Below are 13527 nucleotides of genomic sequence, written 5' to 3'. Positions count from 1 at the left end.
CGTAGGTCATCGGCATATCGGCAAGACCGTACTCGTTCACAGCCCGCCCACGATCCGGATCAGGATGAAAACGATGATCATCAGTACGAAGAAGGACAGGTCTAGCGCCACGCCCCCGAAGCGCAGCGGCGGAATGAACCGCCGCAAAAGCTTCAGCGGCGGATCAGTGACAGTGTAGGTCCCCTCCAGGACGACCACCATCGCCTTGCCGGGTTGCCATGAGCGGGCGAACATGAAGACGTAGTCCATGATCAGCCGGAAGATCAGCACGTACAGGAACAGGTTCAACGCGACGAGGACCACTTGTTGTGCGATGCCCATCGTGCGCTTCCCTCTCCCCTGGGACCTGCCCGGCCGCCTGTCGGCCGGGGCTGTTTCCGGTGTTGCGTCTCAGCTCTGGTTGAAGAACCCGCCCTCTGCGATGCGGGCCTTGTCCTCCGCCGTTACATCGACGTTAGCAGGAGACAGAAGGAAGACCTTCTGGGTCACCCGCTCAATGCTGCCGTGCAGACCGAAGACGAGACCGGCGGCAAAGTCGACAAGTCGCTTTGCGTCCGTGTCGTCCATCTCGGTGAGGTTCATGATCACCGGCGTGCCCTCACGGAAGTGTTCCCCGATGGTACGGGCCTCGTTGTACGTCCGCGGGTGCAACGTGGTGATCCGGTAGGGCTCCCGCTCGGACACGACCTTGGGCATGATCACCGGTGCGCTCTTCTCCAGATTCGGGCGTTCGGATGTGATGGACGACACGGGGGCGATCCTGCTCACCCGGCCACCGTCGCCCACCAGGGCAGGGGTCTGTTCGCGCTCCCGCTGAGCCGGAGGCTGGACCACCCGGACGGGCTCCTCCGGCGGGGGCTCGTGCGCGGGCTGCCGCCGGCGCTCCCGCTCGGGCTCGGGCTCGGGCTCGGGTTCGAACTCGTCGTCAGGGTCGTACCCCCGGCCGTCATAACCATCGTCCTCCACGAGGCCGAGGTAGACCGCCATTTTGCGCATCGCGCCGGCCATGCTCCGCACCCTCCGCTCTGTGGTGGATCGGCTCCGTCACCGGTGGCCGCGCATCCACATAGTCTGACCGTTTCGCCGGAAATGACCATATTTTCGTCTGTAGTCCGACTTTCTTGGCGACGTTACCCGAGGCGGGGACGGACTCCGAGTACCGCAGTGCCGACGCGTACATGTGTCGCACCGGCGGCCACGGCCTCCTCAAGGTCCGAACTCATCCCTGCCGACACCATGGTTGCAGCAGGATCGTTCCGTCGCAGCCCGCTTGAGATTTCCCCCAGGCGCTCGAACGCGGCGGCAGGACGGCCCGCGTAACGGCCGGTCAGCGGGGCCACGGTCATCACGCCGGCCAGTGAGAGCCCCGGCGCCGCCGTGACCGCCGCCGCCAACGCGTCGACGTCGGCGGGGGCGACGCCGCCCCGGGCGGAGGACTCCGCGCCGGCGTCCTCCTTGTCCAGTGCCACCTGGAGCAGGCAGCGCAGTTCACGCCCCCGTTGCCGGGCCGCGGACGCGAGGGCGTCCACGAGCCGGAGCCGGTCGACGGAGTGCACATAGTCACAGAAACCGGCCACCGCTCGGGCCTTGTTGGTCTGCAGCTGCCCCACGAAGTGCCACACGAGCGGGAGGTCGGCCAGCGCCTCGGCCTTCGGCCCGGCCTCCTGGTGGCGGTTCTCCGCCACGTGCCGCACCCCGAGGTCGGCCAGCAGCCGTACGTCGCTCGCCGGGTAGGTCTTGGTGACGACGACGAGCGTCACCTCCTCGCGTGCGCGGCCCGCCGCCGCGCACGCGGCGTTCAGACGCTCCTCCACCCGCGCGAGGTTCGCGGCCAGTTCCGCCGCGCGCTCCCCCGGGTCGGCGTCCGCGCCCGGTGCGCGTGTGCCCTCGGCCATCGTTCAGCCCTCCAGCCAGACGTAACTCGCCAGCCGCCCGGTGCGCTGCTCCCGGCGGTAGGAGAAATGGTCCTCCGACTCCAGGGTGCACACCGTGCTGTCGCCGATGTCGGCGACCCCCGCTTCAGCGAGCTGGGCCCGCACCCCGGCGGCCACGTCGACGGCCGCGGTGCCCCACCGGGTCGTGGCGTGGGCGGCGGGCGCGACGGCGGTCACCTCGGCCCGCATGGCCTCCGGCACCTCGTAGCAACGACCGCAGACCGCGGGGCCGATGCGGGCGGTGACGCGGGCCGGGTCCGCGCCGAGGGCGACCATGGCCCGCACGGTGGCGGGCACCACCCCGGCGACCAGGCCCGGACGTCCGGCGTGGGCGGCGCCCACGACCCCGGCCGTGGTGTCGGCGAGCAGGACGGGGGTGCAGTCTGCGGTGAGGACGGCCAGGGCCAGTCCGCGCCGGGCGGTGACCAGGCCGTCCACGGCGGGCACGGCCTCCGTCCCCCACGGGCGGTCGACCTCCGCGACGTCGGCGCCGTGTACCTGGTTCATCCAGACCACGCGCTCCGGGTCGAGGCCGAGACTCCGGGCCGCCAGGGCGCGGTTGGCCCGGACGGCCGCGGGGTCGTCCCCGACCGCGCCGCCGAGGTTGAGGGTGCCATAGGGAGCGGCGCTCACCCCGCCCCACCGGTCGGTGAAGGCGAAGTGGGCGCCGCTGCTGGTGTCGTGCTGTCGTATCACGTCGCGAGGGGCCGGTCCGTACGGTGGTGGCTACTTGAGGAAGTCCGGGACGTCGAGCTCCTCGGCCTGGCTGTCCTGGTAGTCACGGGCCGACGGGACGTGCGGCGGGGTGACGGGGGACGCCTCGGCGGCCGGCGCCGGATCGGCGGCCGGCTCGGGCTCCTCGTCGCGGGCCGGCACGCTGCCGAGGCCACCGAAGGAGGGGCGCTCGTCCGGCACCGGCGGGGCGGGACGGGGGCCGCTGCCCGCCGACTCGTCCTTCCCGTACGAACCGAGGGCCTTCTCGCGGTTCTTGGCGGGCGGCTGACCGCCGTCGAAACCGGCGGCGATGACGGTGACCCGGACCTCGTCGCCGAGCGCGTCGTCGATGACGGCGCCGAAGATGATGTTGGCCTCGGGGTGCGCGGCCTCGCTGACCAACTGGGCGGCCTCGTTGATCTCGAAGAGTCCGAGGTCGGAACCACCGGAGATCGAAAGCAGCACACCGCGTGCGCCGTCGATGGAGGCTTCGAGGAGCGGTGAGGAGATGGCCATCTCCGCCGCCGCGACCGCGCGGTCGTCGCCCCGGGCCGAGCCGATGCCCATGAGGGCCGAACCGGCCTCCGACATGACGGACTTGACGTCCGCGAAGTCGAGGTTGATGAGACCGGGGGTGGTGATGAGGTCGGTGATGCCCTGCACACCGGAGAGCAGCACCTGGTCGGCCGACTTGAAGGCGTCCAGGACGCTGACCTGGCGGTCCGAGATGGACAGCAGCCGGTCGTTGGGGATGACGATGAGGGTGTCGACCTCGTCGCGGAGGGCGGCGATGCCGTCCTCCGCCTGGTTCGCCCGGCGCCGCCCCTCGAAGGTGAAGGGGCGCGTCACGACGCCGATGGTCAGCGCGCCCAGCGAGCGGGCGATGTTCGCGACCACGGGCGCGCCACCGGTGCCGGTGCCGCCGCCCTCTCCGGCGGTGACGAAGACCATGTCGGCCCCCTTGAGGACCTCCTCGATCTCCTCGCGGTGGTCCTCGGCGGCCTTGCGGCCGACATCGGGATTGGCGCCGGCGCCAAGGCCCCGGGTGAGCTCGCGGCCGACGTCGAGCTTGACGTCGGCGTCGCTCATCAACAGCGCCTGAGCATCGGTGTTGATCGCGATGAACTCGACGCCCTTGAGACCGACCTCGATCATCCGGTTGATGGCGTTGACGCCACCGCCGCCGATACCGACGACCTTGATGACTGCGAGGTAGTTCTGCGGTGCTGCCACGTCGAAGGCCTCTCGCCTCGAGTTACGTGTCGTCGCGCCACACGTGGTGTGGCCGCCGACCTATGCCGATGGGGCGGTTCGAACGCCGACCCCTAACCCTAACGGTCAAGTTTAGGGTTACCAGTGCCTGTCATTCCTTGGAGTCTTAGGAACGGACACTAGGTCGACACGCACTGCGCGTTCAACGAACACGCCGAACCTCCCGTTTTTCTTTTCACCCTATGTGATCACCCTCGGTGGTAACCAACCAGGGTGCCCACCAGGCCGAAAGACCGTCAACCGAGTTGTCACGGCGGACGGGGACCGCGCGGCGGCCGGCGGGAAACGGGATCCGTGCCGACGCCCCGGCGGGCCGCCCGACGTCAACCGCCCGAGACGGCCGGGGCGGTGGGGACGCTGACGTTGTAGTGGGCCGCGTCCGGCTCCGCCTTCAGCAGAGCGGTGAGCGCCTTCGCCTTCGCCTCGCCCTCCTCGGCGCTGCCCCACAGCACGGTGCGGTCCCCGGTCAGCTCCAGGGTGACGGAGTCGTAGGAACGCACGCGCAGCGTTCGGGTGGCCTTGCGCGCGCCGGGGGGCAGGTCCGTCGCGACGCGCACCGCCGCCGCCCGCAGCCGTCCGGTACCGAAGAAGTCGTTGCTGCGCGAGGCGTCGAGGTCGAGGACGACCAGCGGCACGCCCGCCGGACGTTCCCGCGCCTCCGCGTAGCGCACCCCCTCGGCGTCGACCTCGTAGTACGTCCCCCGCTCGCCCGGTTTCTCCATCACCACCTCGGGCGTGCGTTCGGTGACGCGCAGGACGACGCCGTCGGGCCAGTCCCGTTCGACACGGATCCGCGCGATGCGGGTGAGCGCCTGCCGGGTCCGGTCCTCGACGGCGCCGGTGTCCAGCGCGGCGAGCGGTTCGCCGGGCGGGACGTCGGCCGCGTTGCGGACCTGGTCCCCGGTCAGCTCACGGACACCCTCGACCGTGACACGCTCCACGCGCAGCCACGACGAGCCGTACAGCACCCAGGTCCCCGACGCCGCGACGACCGTCACCAGGGCCGCCGCCAGGACGAGCCGGATGCGGCGACGGCTCGGGAGCCGCAGGCGGGGCGGGCGCGGCCGGGGCGGGCGCAGGCGCCGCAGCGGGCCGGGCAGCCACCGCCGCCGGCCCTCCGGTCCGTCCCCGGCGGACTCCGACTGCTCGGGCTCGCCGCCGCGGGGTTCCGCGGCGGCGACCGGTCCGGCTGCGCCGCCCACTGCTCCTGCCTTCCCGGCCGCTCGCCGTGCGGCTAGGCCGCCCGGCGCGACGCGATCGCCTCGTGCACCATGCCGACCAGCAGCTCGTCGGCGTCCCGCCGGCCGAACTCCGCCGCCGAGCGCGCCATGTCGTAGAGCCGGTGCGGGTCGGTGAGGACCGGAAGCACGTTGCCCTGGATCCACTCCGGCGTCAGCTCGGCGTCGTCCACCAGGAGTCCACCGCCCGCCTTGACCACCGGCTGGGCGTTCAGCCGCTGTTCCCCGTTGCCGATGGGCAGCGGGACGTAGGCGGCGGGCAGCCCGACGGCGGACAGCTCCGCGACGGTCATCGCGCCCGCGCGGCAGAGCATCATGTCGGCCGCGGCGTAGGCGAGGTCCATCCGGTCCAGATACGGTACCGGGATATAGGGGGGCATTCCGGGCATGTTGTCCGTCTGCGGCAGTTCGTTCTTCGGCCCGACCGCGTGCAGGATCTGGATCCCCGAACGCTGCAGGACGGGCGCGATCGCCTGCACGACCTCGTTGAGCCGCCGTGCGCCCTGCGATCCGCCGGTGACCAGCAGCGTCGGCAGGTTGGGGTCCAGCCCGAAGGCGGCCCGGCCCTCGGCGCGCACGGCCTGGCGGTCGAGGGTCGCGATCGAACGGCGCAGCGGGATGCCGACGTACCGGGCGTGCCGCAGCTTGCTGTCCGGCGTCGAGACGGCGACGTACCGCGTGTACCGGGAGCCGATCTTGTTGGCCAGGCCCGGCCGGGCGTTCGCCTCGTGGACGACGATGGGCACCCCGAGCCGTTTGGCCGCGAGGTAGCCGGGCAGGGCCACGTAGCCGCCGAAGCCGACGACGCAGTCCGCCTTCGTCCGTTCGAGGATCTGCTCCGCCGCCTTGACGGTGCCGCGCAGCCGCCCGGGGACCGTGATCAGCTCGGGCGTGGGCTTGCGGGGCAGCGGCACGGCCGGGATGAGACCCAGTTCGTAACCGCGCTCGGGTACGAGCCGCGTCTCGAGTCCGCGTTCCGTGCCCAGGGCCGTGATCCCCACGGTCGGGTCCTGCCTCCGCAGGGCGTCCGCGAGGGCGAGCGCGGGCTCGATGTGGCCGGCGGTCCCCCCGCCGGCGAGTACGACATGCACCGAATTTCACCGCTCTCCGGACGACCGCTTCCTGACGGGTCGTCGCATCGTCTTCCGTCTCGCGCCACCCGGCGTCCTCAGGACACCAGGCTGCCGCATGGCCAGCGCCGCGCGTGCGGCGGGGTCGCTGCGGGAGAACGCGATCAGCAACCCGACGGCACACATCGTCGGCAGCAGGGAGGAGCCCCCGTAGGAGAACAGCGGCAGGGGCACACCGGCGATGGGCAGCAGCCCGAGAACGGCACCGACGTTGATGACCACCTGGCTCGTGATCCAGATCGTCACACCCCCCGCGGCGTATCTCACGAAGGGGTCCTCCGTGCGTCCGGCCACGCGGATACCCGCATAGCCTAGAGCCGCGAAGAGCATGAGAACGGACAGCGTCCCCGCCAGGCCCAGTTCCTCACCGGTGATCGCGAAGATGAAGTCCGTGTGGGGCTCGGGCAGTTCGCCCCATTTCTCCACGCTCGCACCCAGACCGGAACCGAACCACCCACCCGAGGCCAGGGCGTAGAGGCCGTGCAGGGCCTGCCAGCAGCGGTCGTCGGGCCCGGGATCGGACGCCCCGAGGCAGGCGAGCCGGTTCATGCGGTGGGGCGCCACCGCGATGAGGACGACGGTGGCGGCCGCCGCGCACACCAGCGCGGTGCCGAACATGCGCGCGGGAGCTCCGGCCAGCCACAGCAGCCCGAAGAGGACGGCCGCGATGATCATGACCGTGCCCATGTCGCGGCCGAGCATCACCAGGGCGCAGATGAGCAGCGCCCCGGGGATCAGGGGGACCAGCAGGTGCTTCCACTGGGTGAGCAGGCCCCGCTCCCCCTTGCGGGCGAGCAGATCGGCCCCCCACAGCACCAGGGCGAGCTTGGCGAACTCGCTGGGCTGCAGCATGAACGGCCCGCCCACGCTCAGCCAGTTCGTGCTGCCGTTCACCTCCACGCCGATGCCCGGCACCTGTACCAGGACGAGCAGCACCACGGTGATCAGCAGCAGCGGGTAGGACAGCGCGCGCAGCAGCTTCACGGGCAGCCGGGACGCCACCAGCAGCGCGACGGTGCCGAGGGTCGCGGCGACGAGCTGCTTCTTGAAGTAGTACGTCGCCGGCAGGTCGAAGCGCAGCGCCTGGATCTGGGAGGCCGAGAAGACCATCACCAGGCCCAGGGAGGTGATGAGGAGGCTGCCGCCGAGGATGAGGTAGTAGGCGGTGAGCGGACGGTCCCAGGCCCGCCGGGCGCGGTCGTGCAGCCCCGCCACCCGCTGCCCCAGCGCTCCGCGCCCCGCGCGCAGGACGGATGCCGGGGCCGGGACGGGGCGCCGGGCCGGGGCGGGCGGCGTCCGGGCTACGGCGGCACGCGGGGCGTCGGGGGACGGACGCCGGGGCGCCCGGCCGGCGGGGCGGGGCCGCCGGACGGGGGCCGCCTCGCGGGTGGGCCGCTTGTCCGCCGTCATCTCGTTCTCCCCTTCCGCCGGGCCGCCGGACGGTCCGGTGGGCCGGGACGACCGGCGGGGGCCTACGCCTCCCGGTCCTTGGGCCGCACGCTACCGGCCGCGCCGCCGAGCAGGCCGACGGCCTCGGCGAACGCCTCGCCGCGCCGCCCGTAGTGGGTGAACATGTCCATCGACGCGCAGGCCGGGGCCAGCAGGACGGTGTCGCCTGACCGGGCCAGCCCGGCCGCCGCCCGCACGGCCTCCGTCATCGCCCCAGTGTCGGTCCGGTCGAGGTCGACGACGGGCACATCCGGGGCGTGTCGCGCCAGGGCCTCGGCGATCAGGTGCCGGTCGGCCCCGATGAGGACGACGCCGCGCAGCCGGCCGGCCGCCGAACCGACCAGCTCGTCGAAGGTGGCGCCCTTCGCCAGCCCGCCCGCGATCCACACCACCGGCTCGTAGGCGGCCAGCGAGGCCTGGGCGGCGTGGGTGTTGGTGGCCTTGGAGTCGTTGACGTAGGCCACGCCGTCCACCTCGGCCACCCGCGCGATGCGGTGGGCGTCCGGGGAGAAGGCGCGCAGCCCGTCCCGCACCGCCGTGGGCGGCACGCCGAACGCGCGGGCGAGCGCGGCGGCGGCGAGCGCGTTGGCGACGTTGTGCGGCGCGGGCGGGCCGGCCGAGGGGGCGATGTCGGAGAGCTCGGCCAGTTCCTGGGCCTGCTGGTGCCGGTTCGGCACGAACGCGCGGTCCACGAGCAGGCCGTCCACGACCCCCAGCTCGGACGGGCCGGGGGTGCCGAGGGTGAAGCCGACGGCCCGGCAGCCCTCGACGACGTCGGCCTCACGGACGAGCGCCTCGGTGGCCGGGTCGGCCGCGTTGTAGACGCAGGCGACCGTGTTGCCGGTGTAGACGCGGCCCTTGTCGGCGGCGTAGGCGGCCATGGAGCCGTGCCAGTCGAGGTGGTCGGGGGCCAGGTTGAGCACGGCGGCCGAGTGGGCGCGCACGGAGGGCGCCCAGTGCAGCTGGTAGCTGGACAGCTCGACGGCCAGGACGTCGTACGGCTCGCCGCTGAGGACGACGTCCACGATCGGTGTGCCGATGTTCCCCACCGCCGCCGTACGCAGCCCCGCCGCGTCGAGGACGGCGGCCAGCATCTGCACGGTCGTCGTCTTGCCGTTGGTGCCGGTGACGGCGAGCCAGGGCGCGTCGCAGGCCCCCTTGACGGCCCGCAGCCGCCAGGCCAGCTCGACGTCGCCCCAGACGGGGACGCCGCCCGGCCGCGCGGCGGCAGCGGCGGCGAACAGCGGGCCGTCGGGCCGCCAACCGGGCGAGGTGACGACGAGTTCCGTGCCGGGCGGCAGCGTCTCCCCGTCACCGAGCCGCGTGCTGATGCCGTCGGCGGCGAGCGCCTCGGCGCGCTCGCGCTGCACCGTGCCGTCGCCGCCGTCCACCACGGTGACGGCGGCCCCGAGCCGGGCCAGGGCACGGGCGGCGCTCACGCCGCTCACCCCGATCCCGGCCACGGTGACCGTGCGCCCGTCGACCTCGGGCGGGTGTCCGGCGGCGTCCCCGAAGGGCGGCGCGGCCGTCACTTCTGGGCCGCCCAGGCCGCGTAGAAGATGCCGACGCCGACGATCGCGCACATGCCCTGGATGATCCAGAAGCGGACGACGACGAGGACCTCGCTCCAGCCCTTGAGCTCGAAGTGGTGCTGGAGCGGCGCCATCTTGAACACCCGCTTCCCGGTCAGGCGGAACGAGCCCACCTGGATCACCACGGACAGGGTGATGAGGACGAAGAGGCCGCCGAGGATGGCCAGCAGCAGCTCGGTGCGGGAGATGATCGCCAGACCGGCGAGGGCACCGCCGAGGGCGAGCGAACCGGTGTCCCCCATGAAGATCTTGGCCGGCGAGGTGTTCCACCACAGGAAGCCGAAACAGGCCCCCATGAGACCGGCGGCGACGACGGCGAGATCGAGCGGGTCGCGCACCTCGAAGCAGGAGGGGCTGCCGGTGATCGCGCAGGAGTCCTGGTACTGCCAGACGCCGATGAAGGTGTAGGCGCCGAAGACCATGACCGACGCGCCGGTGGCCAGACCGTCCAGACCGTCCGTCAGGTTGACGCCGTTGGACATCGCGAGCGTCATGAACAGGGCCCAGATGACGAACAGCACCGGACCGATCTGCCAGCCGAAGTCCTGGGTGAAGGAAAGTCGGTCGGACGCCGGGGTGTTGCCTCGCAGATCCTCGAAGTTGAGTGCGAGGATCGCGAAGGTGACGCCGACGATGAGCTGGCCCAGCATCTTGGCCTTCGCCCGCAGACCCAGCGAGCGCTGCTTGACGATCTTGATGTAGTCGTCCAGGAAGCCGACCAGGCCCATGCCCGCCATCAGGAAGAGCACCAGCAGACCGGAGATGGTCGGTTCGCTGCCGGTGATCAGCTTGGTGAGGACGTAGGCCACGAGCGTCGCCAGGATGAAGGCGATGCCGCCCATGGTCGGCGTGCCGCGCTTGCTGTGGTGGTCCCGGGGGCCGTCGTCCCGGATGTACTGGCCGTACCCCTTGCGGGCGAGCAGTTTGATCAGCAGCGGGGTGCCGATCAGGGTCAGGAACAGACCGATGACCCCGGAGAAGAGGATCTGCCTCATCGCCCGGCGACCCCGCCCTCAGGGTCGGCCAGCAGTTCCTGCGCGACCTGCTCCAGCCCCACCGAACGGGACGCCTTCACCAGTACGACGTCCCCCGGGCGCAGCTCGCTGCGCAACAGGTCGATCGCCGCCCGTGCGTCGGACACGTGCACCGACTCCTCACCCCACGAACCCTCGTTCTTGGCGCCCATGTCCAGCCACGCGGCCTCCCGGCCGCCGACCGCCACGAGCCTGCTGACGTTGAGCCGGACGGCGAGCCGTCCGACCGCGTCGTGCTCGGCGAGCGCCGCCTCACCGAGTTCGGCCATCTCACCGAGCACCGCCCACGTGCGACGCGGCACACCGTCCGCCCCGCCCCCCGCCATCGCGGCCAGTGCGCGCAGAGCGGCCCGCATGGAGTCGGGATTCGCGTTGTACGCGTCATTGACGACGGTGACGCCGTCCGCGCGCTCCGTGACGTCCATCCGCCACTTGGAGAGACCGCGGGCATGGTTCAGCGCCTGTGCGATGGCGTCGGCGGGCATGCCCAGTTCATGGGCGACGGCTGCCGCGGCGAGCGCGTTCGACACGTGGTGCTCACCGTACAGGCGCAAGGTCACATCACTGCACCCGGAGGGTGTGTGAAGCGTGAAAGAGGGTCTCCCGCCGGCGCCCAGGGACACGTCCTCGGCCCGCACGTCGGCGTCGGCGGACTCGCCGAAGAGGACGACGCGGGCCCGGGTGCGGGCCGCCATGGCCCGCACCCGCGGGTCGTCGGCGTTGAGCACCGCGACGCCGCCGTCCTCGGCCGACGGCAGGCACTCCACCAGCTCCCCCTTGGCCTGCGCGATCTGCTCCACTCCCCCGAACTCGCCGAGGTGCGCGGTGCCGACGTTGAGGACGAGACCGATGCGCGGCGGCGTCAGACCGGTGAGGTAGCGGATGTGGCCGATGCCGCGCGCGCCCATCTCCAGCACCAGGTGACGGGTCGTGGCGTCGGCGCGCAGCGCGGTGACGGGCAGCCCGATCTCGTTGTTGAGCGAGCCGGGCGTCCACACCGTGGGCGCGTCGGCCTCCAACAGCTGGGCGAGGAGGTCCTTGGTGCTCGTCTTGCCCGAGGAGCCGGTGAGCGCGACCACGGCCGTGCCGAGGGCCGTCACGACGTGCCGGGCGAGGGCGCCGAGGGCGGCGGTGACGTCGTCGACGACGATGGCGGGCACGCCGACGGGCCGCGTCGCCAGCACCGCCACGGCGCCGGCCGCCACGGCCTGCCGCGCGAAGTCGTGGCCGTCCACGCGCTGGCCGTCGTAGGCCGCGAACAGCCCACCGGGGACGACCTCACGGGAGTCGTACACCACCGGGCCGGTCACCTTCACCTGGGCGTCCGGTATGTCGTGGGGACGGCCGGAGACGACGGTGGCGATCTCGGCGAGTGTCAGCGGGATCATCGGGCGGGCCGCTCCTCGTCGGTGGTGCCGTGCTCTTCCCGTGGTGCCCCGGCGGTGCCGGCCGCGCGGCGGCCGCGCTCCTCGATGGCGGCGCGCAGCACCTCGCGGTCGTCGAAGGCGCGGACGACCCCGGCGATGTCCTGGCCGACCTCGTGCCCCTTCCCGGCCACGATCACCGCGTCCCCGGGCTCGGCACGGGCGACGGCGACGGCGATCGCGGCGGCCCGGTCCTCCTCCAGCAGCACCGTGCCGCGCTCGTGGGACGGGACCTCGGCGGCCCCGGCCAGCATGGCGGCGAGGATGGCGAGCGGGTCCTCCGAGCGCGGGTTGTCGGAGGTCAGCACGGCGGTGTCGGACAGCCGGGCGAGGGCCGCGCCCATCGGGCCGCGCTTGTGGGGGTCGCGGTCGCCGCCACAGCCGAGGACGGCGTGGATGCGGCCGTCGGTGACCCGGCGCAGGGCCCGCAGCACGGACTCGACGGCGTCGGGCTTGTGCGCGTAGTCCACGACGGCCAGGTAGGGCTGGCCCGCGTCGACGCGCTCCAGCCGGCCGGGGACACCGGGGATGGCGGCGACGCCGTCGGCGGCCGTCTGCACGTCGATGCCCGCCACGACGAGCGCGGTGATGGCGCCCAGCGCGTTGGAGACGTTGAACGGCCCCGGCATCGGTGCGGCGGCGCGCACCCGCTGGCCGTCCGGCCCGAGGACCGTGAACACCGAGCCGAGCGGCCCGACCTCGACGTCGTCGGCGCGCCAGTGGGCGTCGGGGTGGCCCTCGGCGGAGAAGGTGGTGACGGGCACCCCGGCCTCGCGGGCGAGCCGCTGGCCGTACTCGTCGTCGAGGTTCACCACGCCGGCGCGGGACCGCTCGGGGGTGAACAGCTGCGCCTTCGCCTGGAAGTAGTCCTCCATGTCGGTGTGGAAGTCCAGGTGCTCCGGGCTGAGGTTGGTGAAGACGGCGACGTCGAAGACGCAACCGTCCACCCGGCCCATGACGAGCGCGTGGCTGGAGACCTCCATCGCCACCGAGGTGACCCCGCGCTCCCGCATGACGCCGAAGAGGGTCTGGAGCTCCGTGGCCTCGGGGGTGGTGCGCTGCGCCTTCAGCCGCTCGTCCCCGATGCGGGACTCGACGGTGCCGATGAGGCCGGTCAGCTCCCCCTCCTTGGCGGCGGCGCGCAGCCCGCCGTCCACGAGGTAGGCGGTGGTCGTCTTGCCGGAGGTGCCGGTGATGCCGATCTGGAGCAGGTCGCGGCCGGGGTCACCGTAGATGGCGACCGCCAGGTGACCCATGTGACGGCGCGGGTCGGGCACGGTGAGCACGGCGAGCCCGGCGTCCGCGCACCGCTGCGCGCCCGCCGGGTCGGTCAGGGCCGCGACGGCGCCGCGCGAGGCGGCCTGCGCGGCGAAGTCCGCACCGTGGAACCGGGCCCCCGGCAGGGCGGCGTAGATGTCACCGGACCGCACGGCACGGGAGTCGTGCGTGATGCCGGTGACGGCGGTCCGGGGAGGCTCGGCGGCGTCGCCGGGGCCCGCTTGGGGGGAGGCCGGGCGCGGCTCCGCGATCCCCAGCGACCGGGTCAGCTCCGCCAGCTCGACGGGCCGCACTCCGGAGGGGCGTGGGGGGGACGTAGGGGTCTGATCAGCTTGTGGCACGGCCGTGAGGTTACCGGGCGCGCCCGGTGCGCCGCGACGTGAGGGGCCGGCCCGGTGGGCGGTGCCCGCGGGGGCCGGCCGGTTGGCGGAGTCGCCGGTGATGGTGGTCACGTGGGGGGAT

12 protein-coding genes are annotated in these 13527 nt (G+C 72.7%); all 12 read right to left on the bottom strand.

What is annotated here, in order from left to right; translation table 11 throughout:
• Positions 1-36: 36 nt before the first annotated feature.
• On the bottom strand, positions 37-321 hold the full coding sequence (locus V6D49_RS22045; RefSeq protein WP_340562225.1) for a YggT family protein: 285 nt from the start codon (positions 319-321) through the stop codon (positions 37-39).
• Between the two features lie 69 nt (positions 322-390).
• Positions 391-1008 carry a cell division protein SepF gene (locus tag V6D49_RS22040; protein WP_340562224.1) on the bottom strand — a complete coding sequence of 206 codons (618 nt, stop codon included), beginning with the start codon at positions 1006-1008 and terminating at the stop codon, positions 391-393.
• A gap of 122 nt (positions 1009-1130) precedes the next feature.
• Positions 1131-1895: a YggS family pyridoxal phosphate-dependent enzyme gene (locus V6D49_RS22035; RefSeq protein WP_340562222.1), complete on the bottom strand. Its 765-nt coding sequence runs from the start codon at positions 1893-1895 to the stop codon at positions 1131-1133.
• Between the two features lie 3 nt (positions 1896-1898).
• Positions 1899-2630: a peptidoglycan editing factor PgeF gene (pgeF, locus tag V6D49_RS22030; protein ID WP_340562221.1), complete on the bottom strand. Its 732-nt coding sequence runs from the start codon at positions 2628-2630 to the stop codon at positions 1899-1901.
• Positions 2631-2660: 30 nt separating this feature from the next.
• Positions 2661-3881, bottom strand: coding sequence for a cell division protein FtsZ (ftsZ, locus tag V6D49_RS22025; protein WP_340562219.1), 1221 nt, complete (start codon positions 3879-3881; stop codon positions 2661-2663).
• 362 nt (positions 3882-4243) lie between these two features.
• Positions 4244-5122: a cell division protein FtsQ/DivIB gene (locus V6D49_RS22020; protein ID WP_340562217.1), complete on the bottom strand. Its 879-nt coding sequence runs from the start codon at positions 5120-5122 to the stop codon at positions 4244-4246.
• 32 nt (positions 5123-5154) lie between these two features.
• A complete protein-coding gene (gene murG, locus V6D49_RS22015; protein WP_340562215.1) occupies positions 5155-6249 on the bottom strand; it encodes an undecaprenyldiphospho-muramoylpentapeptide beta-N-acetylglucosaminyltransferase in 1095 nt (364 codons plus the stop codon).
• A 6-nt stretch (positions 6250-6255) separates the two neighbouring features.
• On the bottom strand, positions 6256-7698 hold the full coding sequence (ftsW, locus tag V6D49_RS22010) for a putative lipid II flippase FtsW (protein WP_340562214.1): 1443 nt from the start codon (positions 7696-7698) through the stop codon (positions 6256-6258).
• A gap of 62 nt (positions 7699-7760) precedes the next feature.
• On the bottom strand, positions 7761-9269 hold the full coding sequence (murD, locus tag V6D49_RS22005; protein ID WP_340562212.1) for a UDP-N-acetylmuramoyl-L-alanine--D-glutamate ligase: 1509 nt from the start codon (positions 9267-9269) through the stop codon (positions 7761-7763).
• Positions 9266-10324: a phospho-N-acetylmuramoyl-pentapeptide-transferase gene (mraY, locus tag V6D49_RS22000; protein ID WP_191207528.1), complete on the bottom strand. Its 1059-nt coding sequence runs from the start codon at positions 10322-10324 to the stop codon at positions 9266-9268. Before mraY ends, murD begins: the two co-directional genes overlap by 4 nt.
• Complete coding sequence (locus V6D49_RS21995) at positions 10321-11751, bottom strand: UDP-N-acetylmuramoyl-tripeptide--D-alanyl-D-alanine ligase (RefSeq protein WP_340562210.1); 1431 nt, start codon at positions 11749-11751, stop codon at positions 10321-10323. The genes mraY and V6D49_RS21995 overlap by 4 nt, the downstream gene beginning before the upstream one ends.
• Positions 11748-13517: a UDP-N-acetylmuramoyl-L-alanyl-D-glutamate--2,6-diaminopimelate ligase gene (locus tag V6D49_RS21990; RefSeq protein WP_340562208.1), complete on the bottom strand. Its 1770-nt coding sequence runs from the start codon at positions 13515-13517 to the stop codon at positions 11748-11750. The genes V6D49_RS21995 and V6D49_RS21990 overlap by 4 nt, the downstream gene beginning before the upstream one ends.
• Positions 13518-13527: the final 10 nt, after the last annotated feature.

Source organism: Streptomyces sp. GSL17-111 (genome assembly GCF_037911585.1).
GTDB lineage: Bacteria > Actinomycetota > Actinomycetes > Streptomycetales > Streptomycetaceae > Streptomyces.
The sequence above is the reverse complement of the archived record's forward strand: the minus strand, read 5'-3'. Positions and strand labels throughout refer to the sequence as shown.

Bases quoted from the DNA above. Each gene is read 5' to 3' on its own strand.
- V6D49_RS22045 (WP_340562225.1), bottom strand. From the start codon at position 321: ATGGGCATCGCACAACAAGTGGTCCTCGTCGCGTTGAACCTGTTCCTG.
- V6D49_RS22040 (WP_340562224.1), bottom strand. From the start codon at position 1,008: ATGGCCGGCGCGATGCGCAAAATGGCGGTCTACCTCGGCCTCGTGGAG.
- V6D49_RS22035 (WP_340562222.1), bottom strand. From the start codon at position 1,895: ATGGCCGAGGGCACACGCGCACCGGGCGCGGACGCCGACCCGGGGGAG.
- ftsW (WP_340562214.1), bottom strand. From the start codon at position 7,698: ATGACGGCGGACAAGCGGCCCACCCGCGAGGCGGCCCCCGTCCGGCGG.
- mraY (WP_191207528.1), bottom strand. From the start codon at position 10,324: ATGAGGCAGATCCTCTTCTCCGGGGTCATCGGTCTGTTCCTGACCCTG.
- V6D49_RS21995 (WP_340562210.1), bottom strand. From the start codon at position 11,751: ATGATCCCGCTGACACTCGCCGAGATCGCCACCGTCGTCTCCGGCCGT.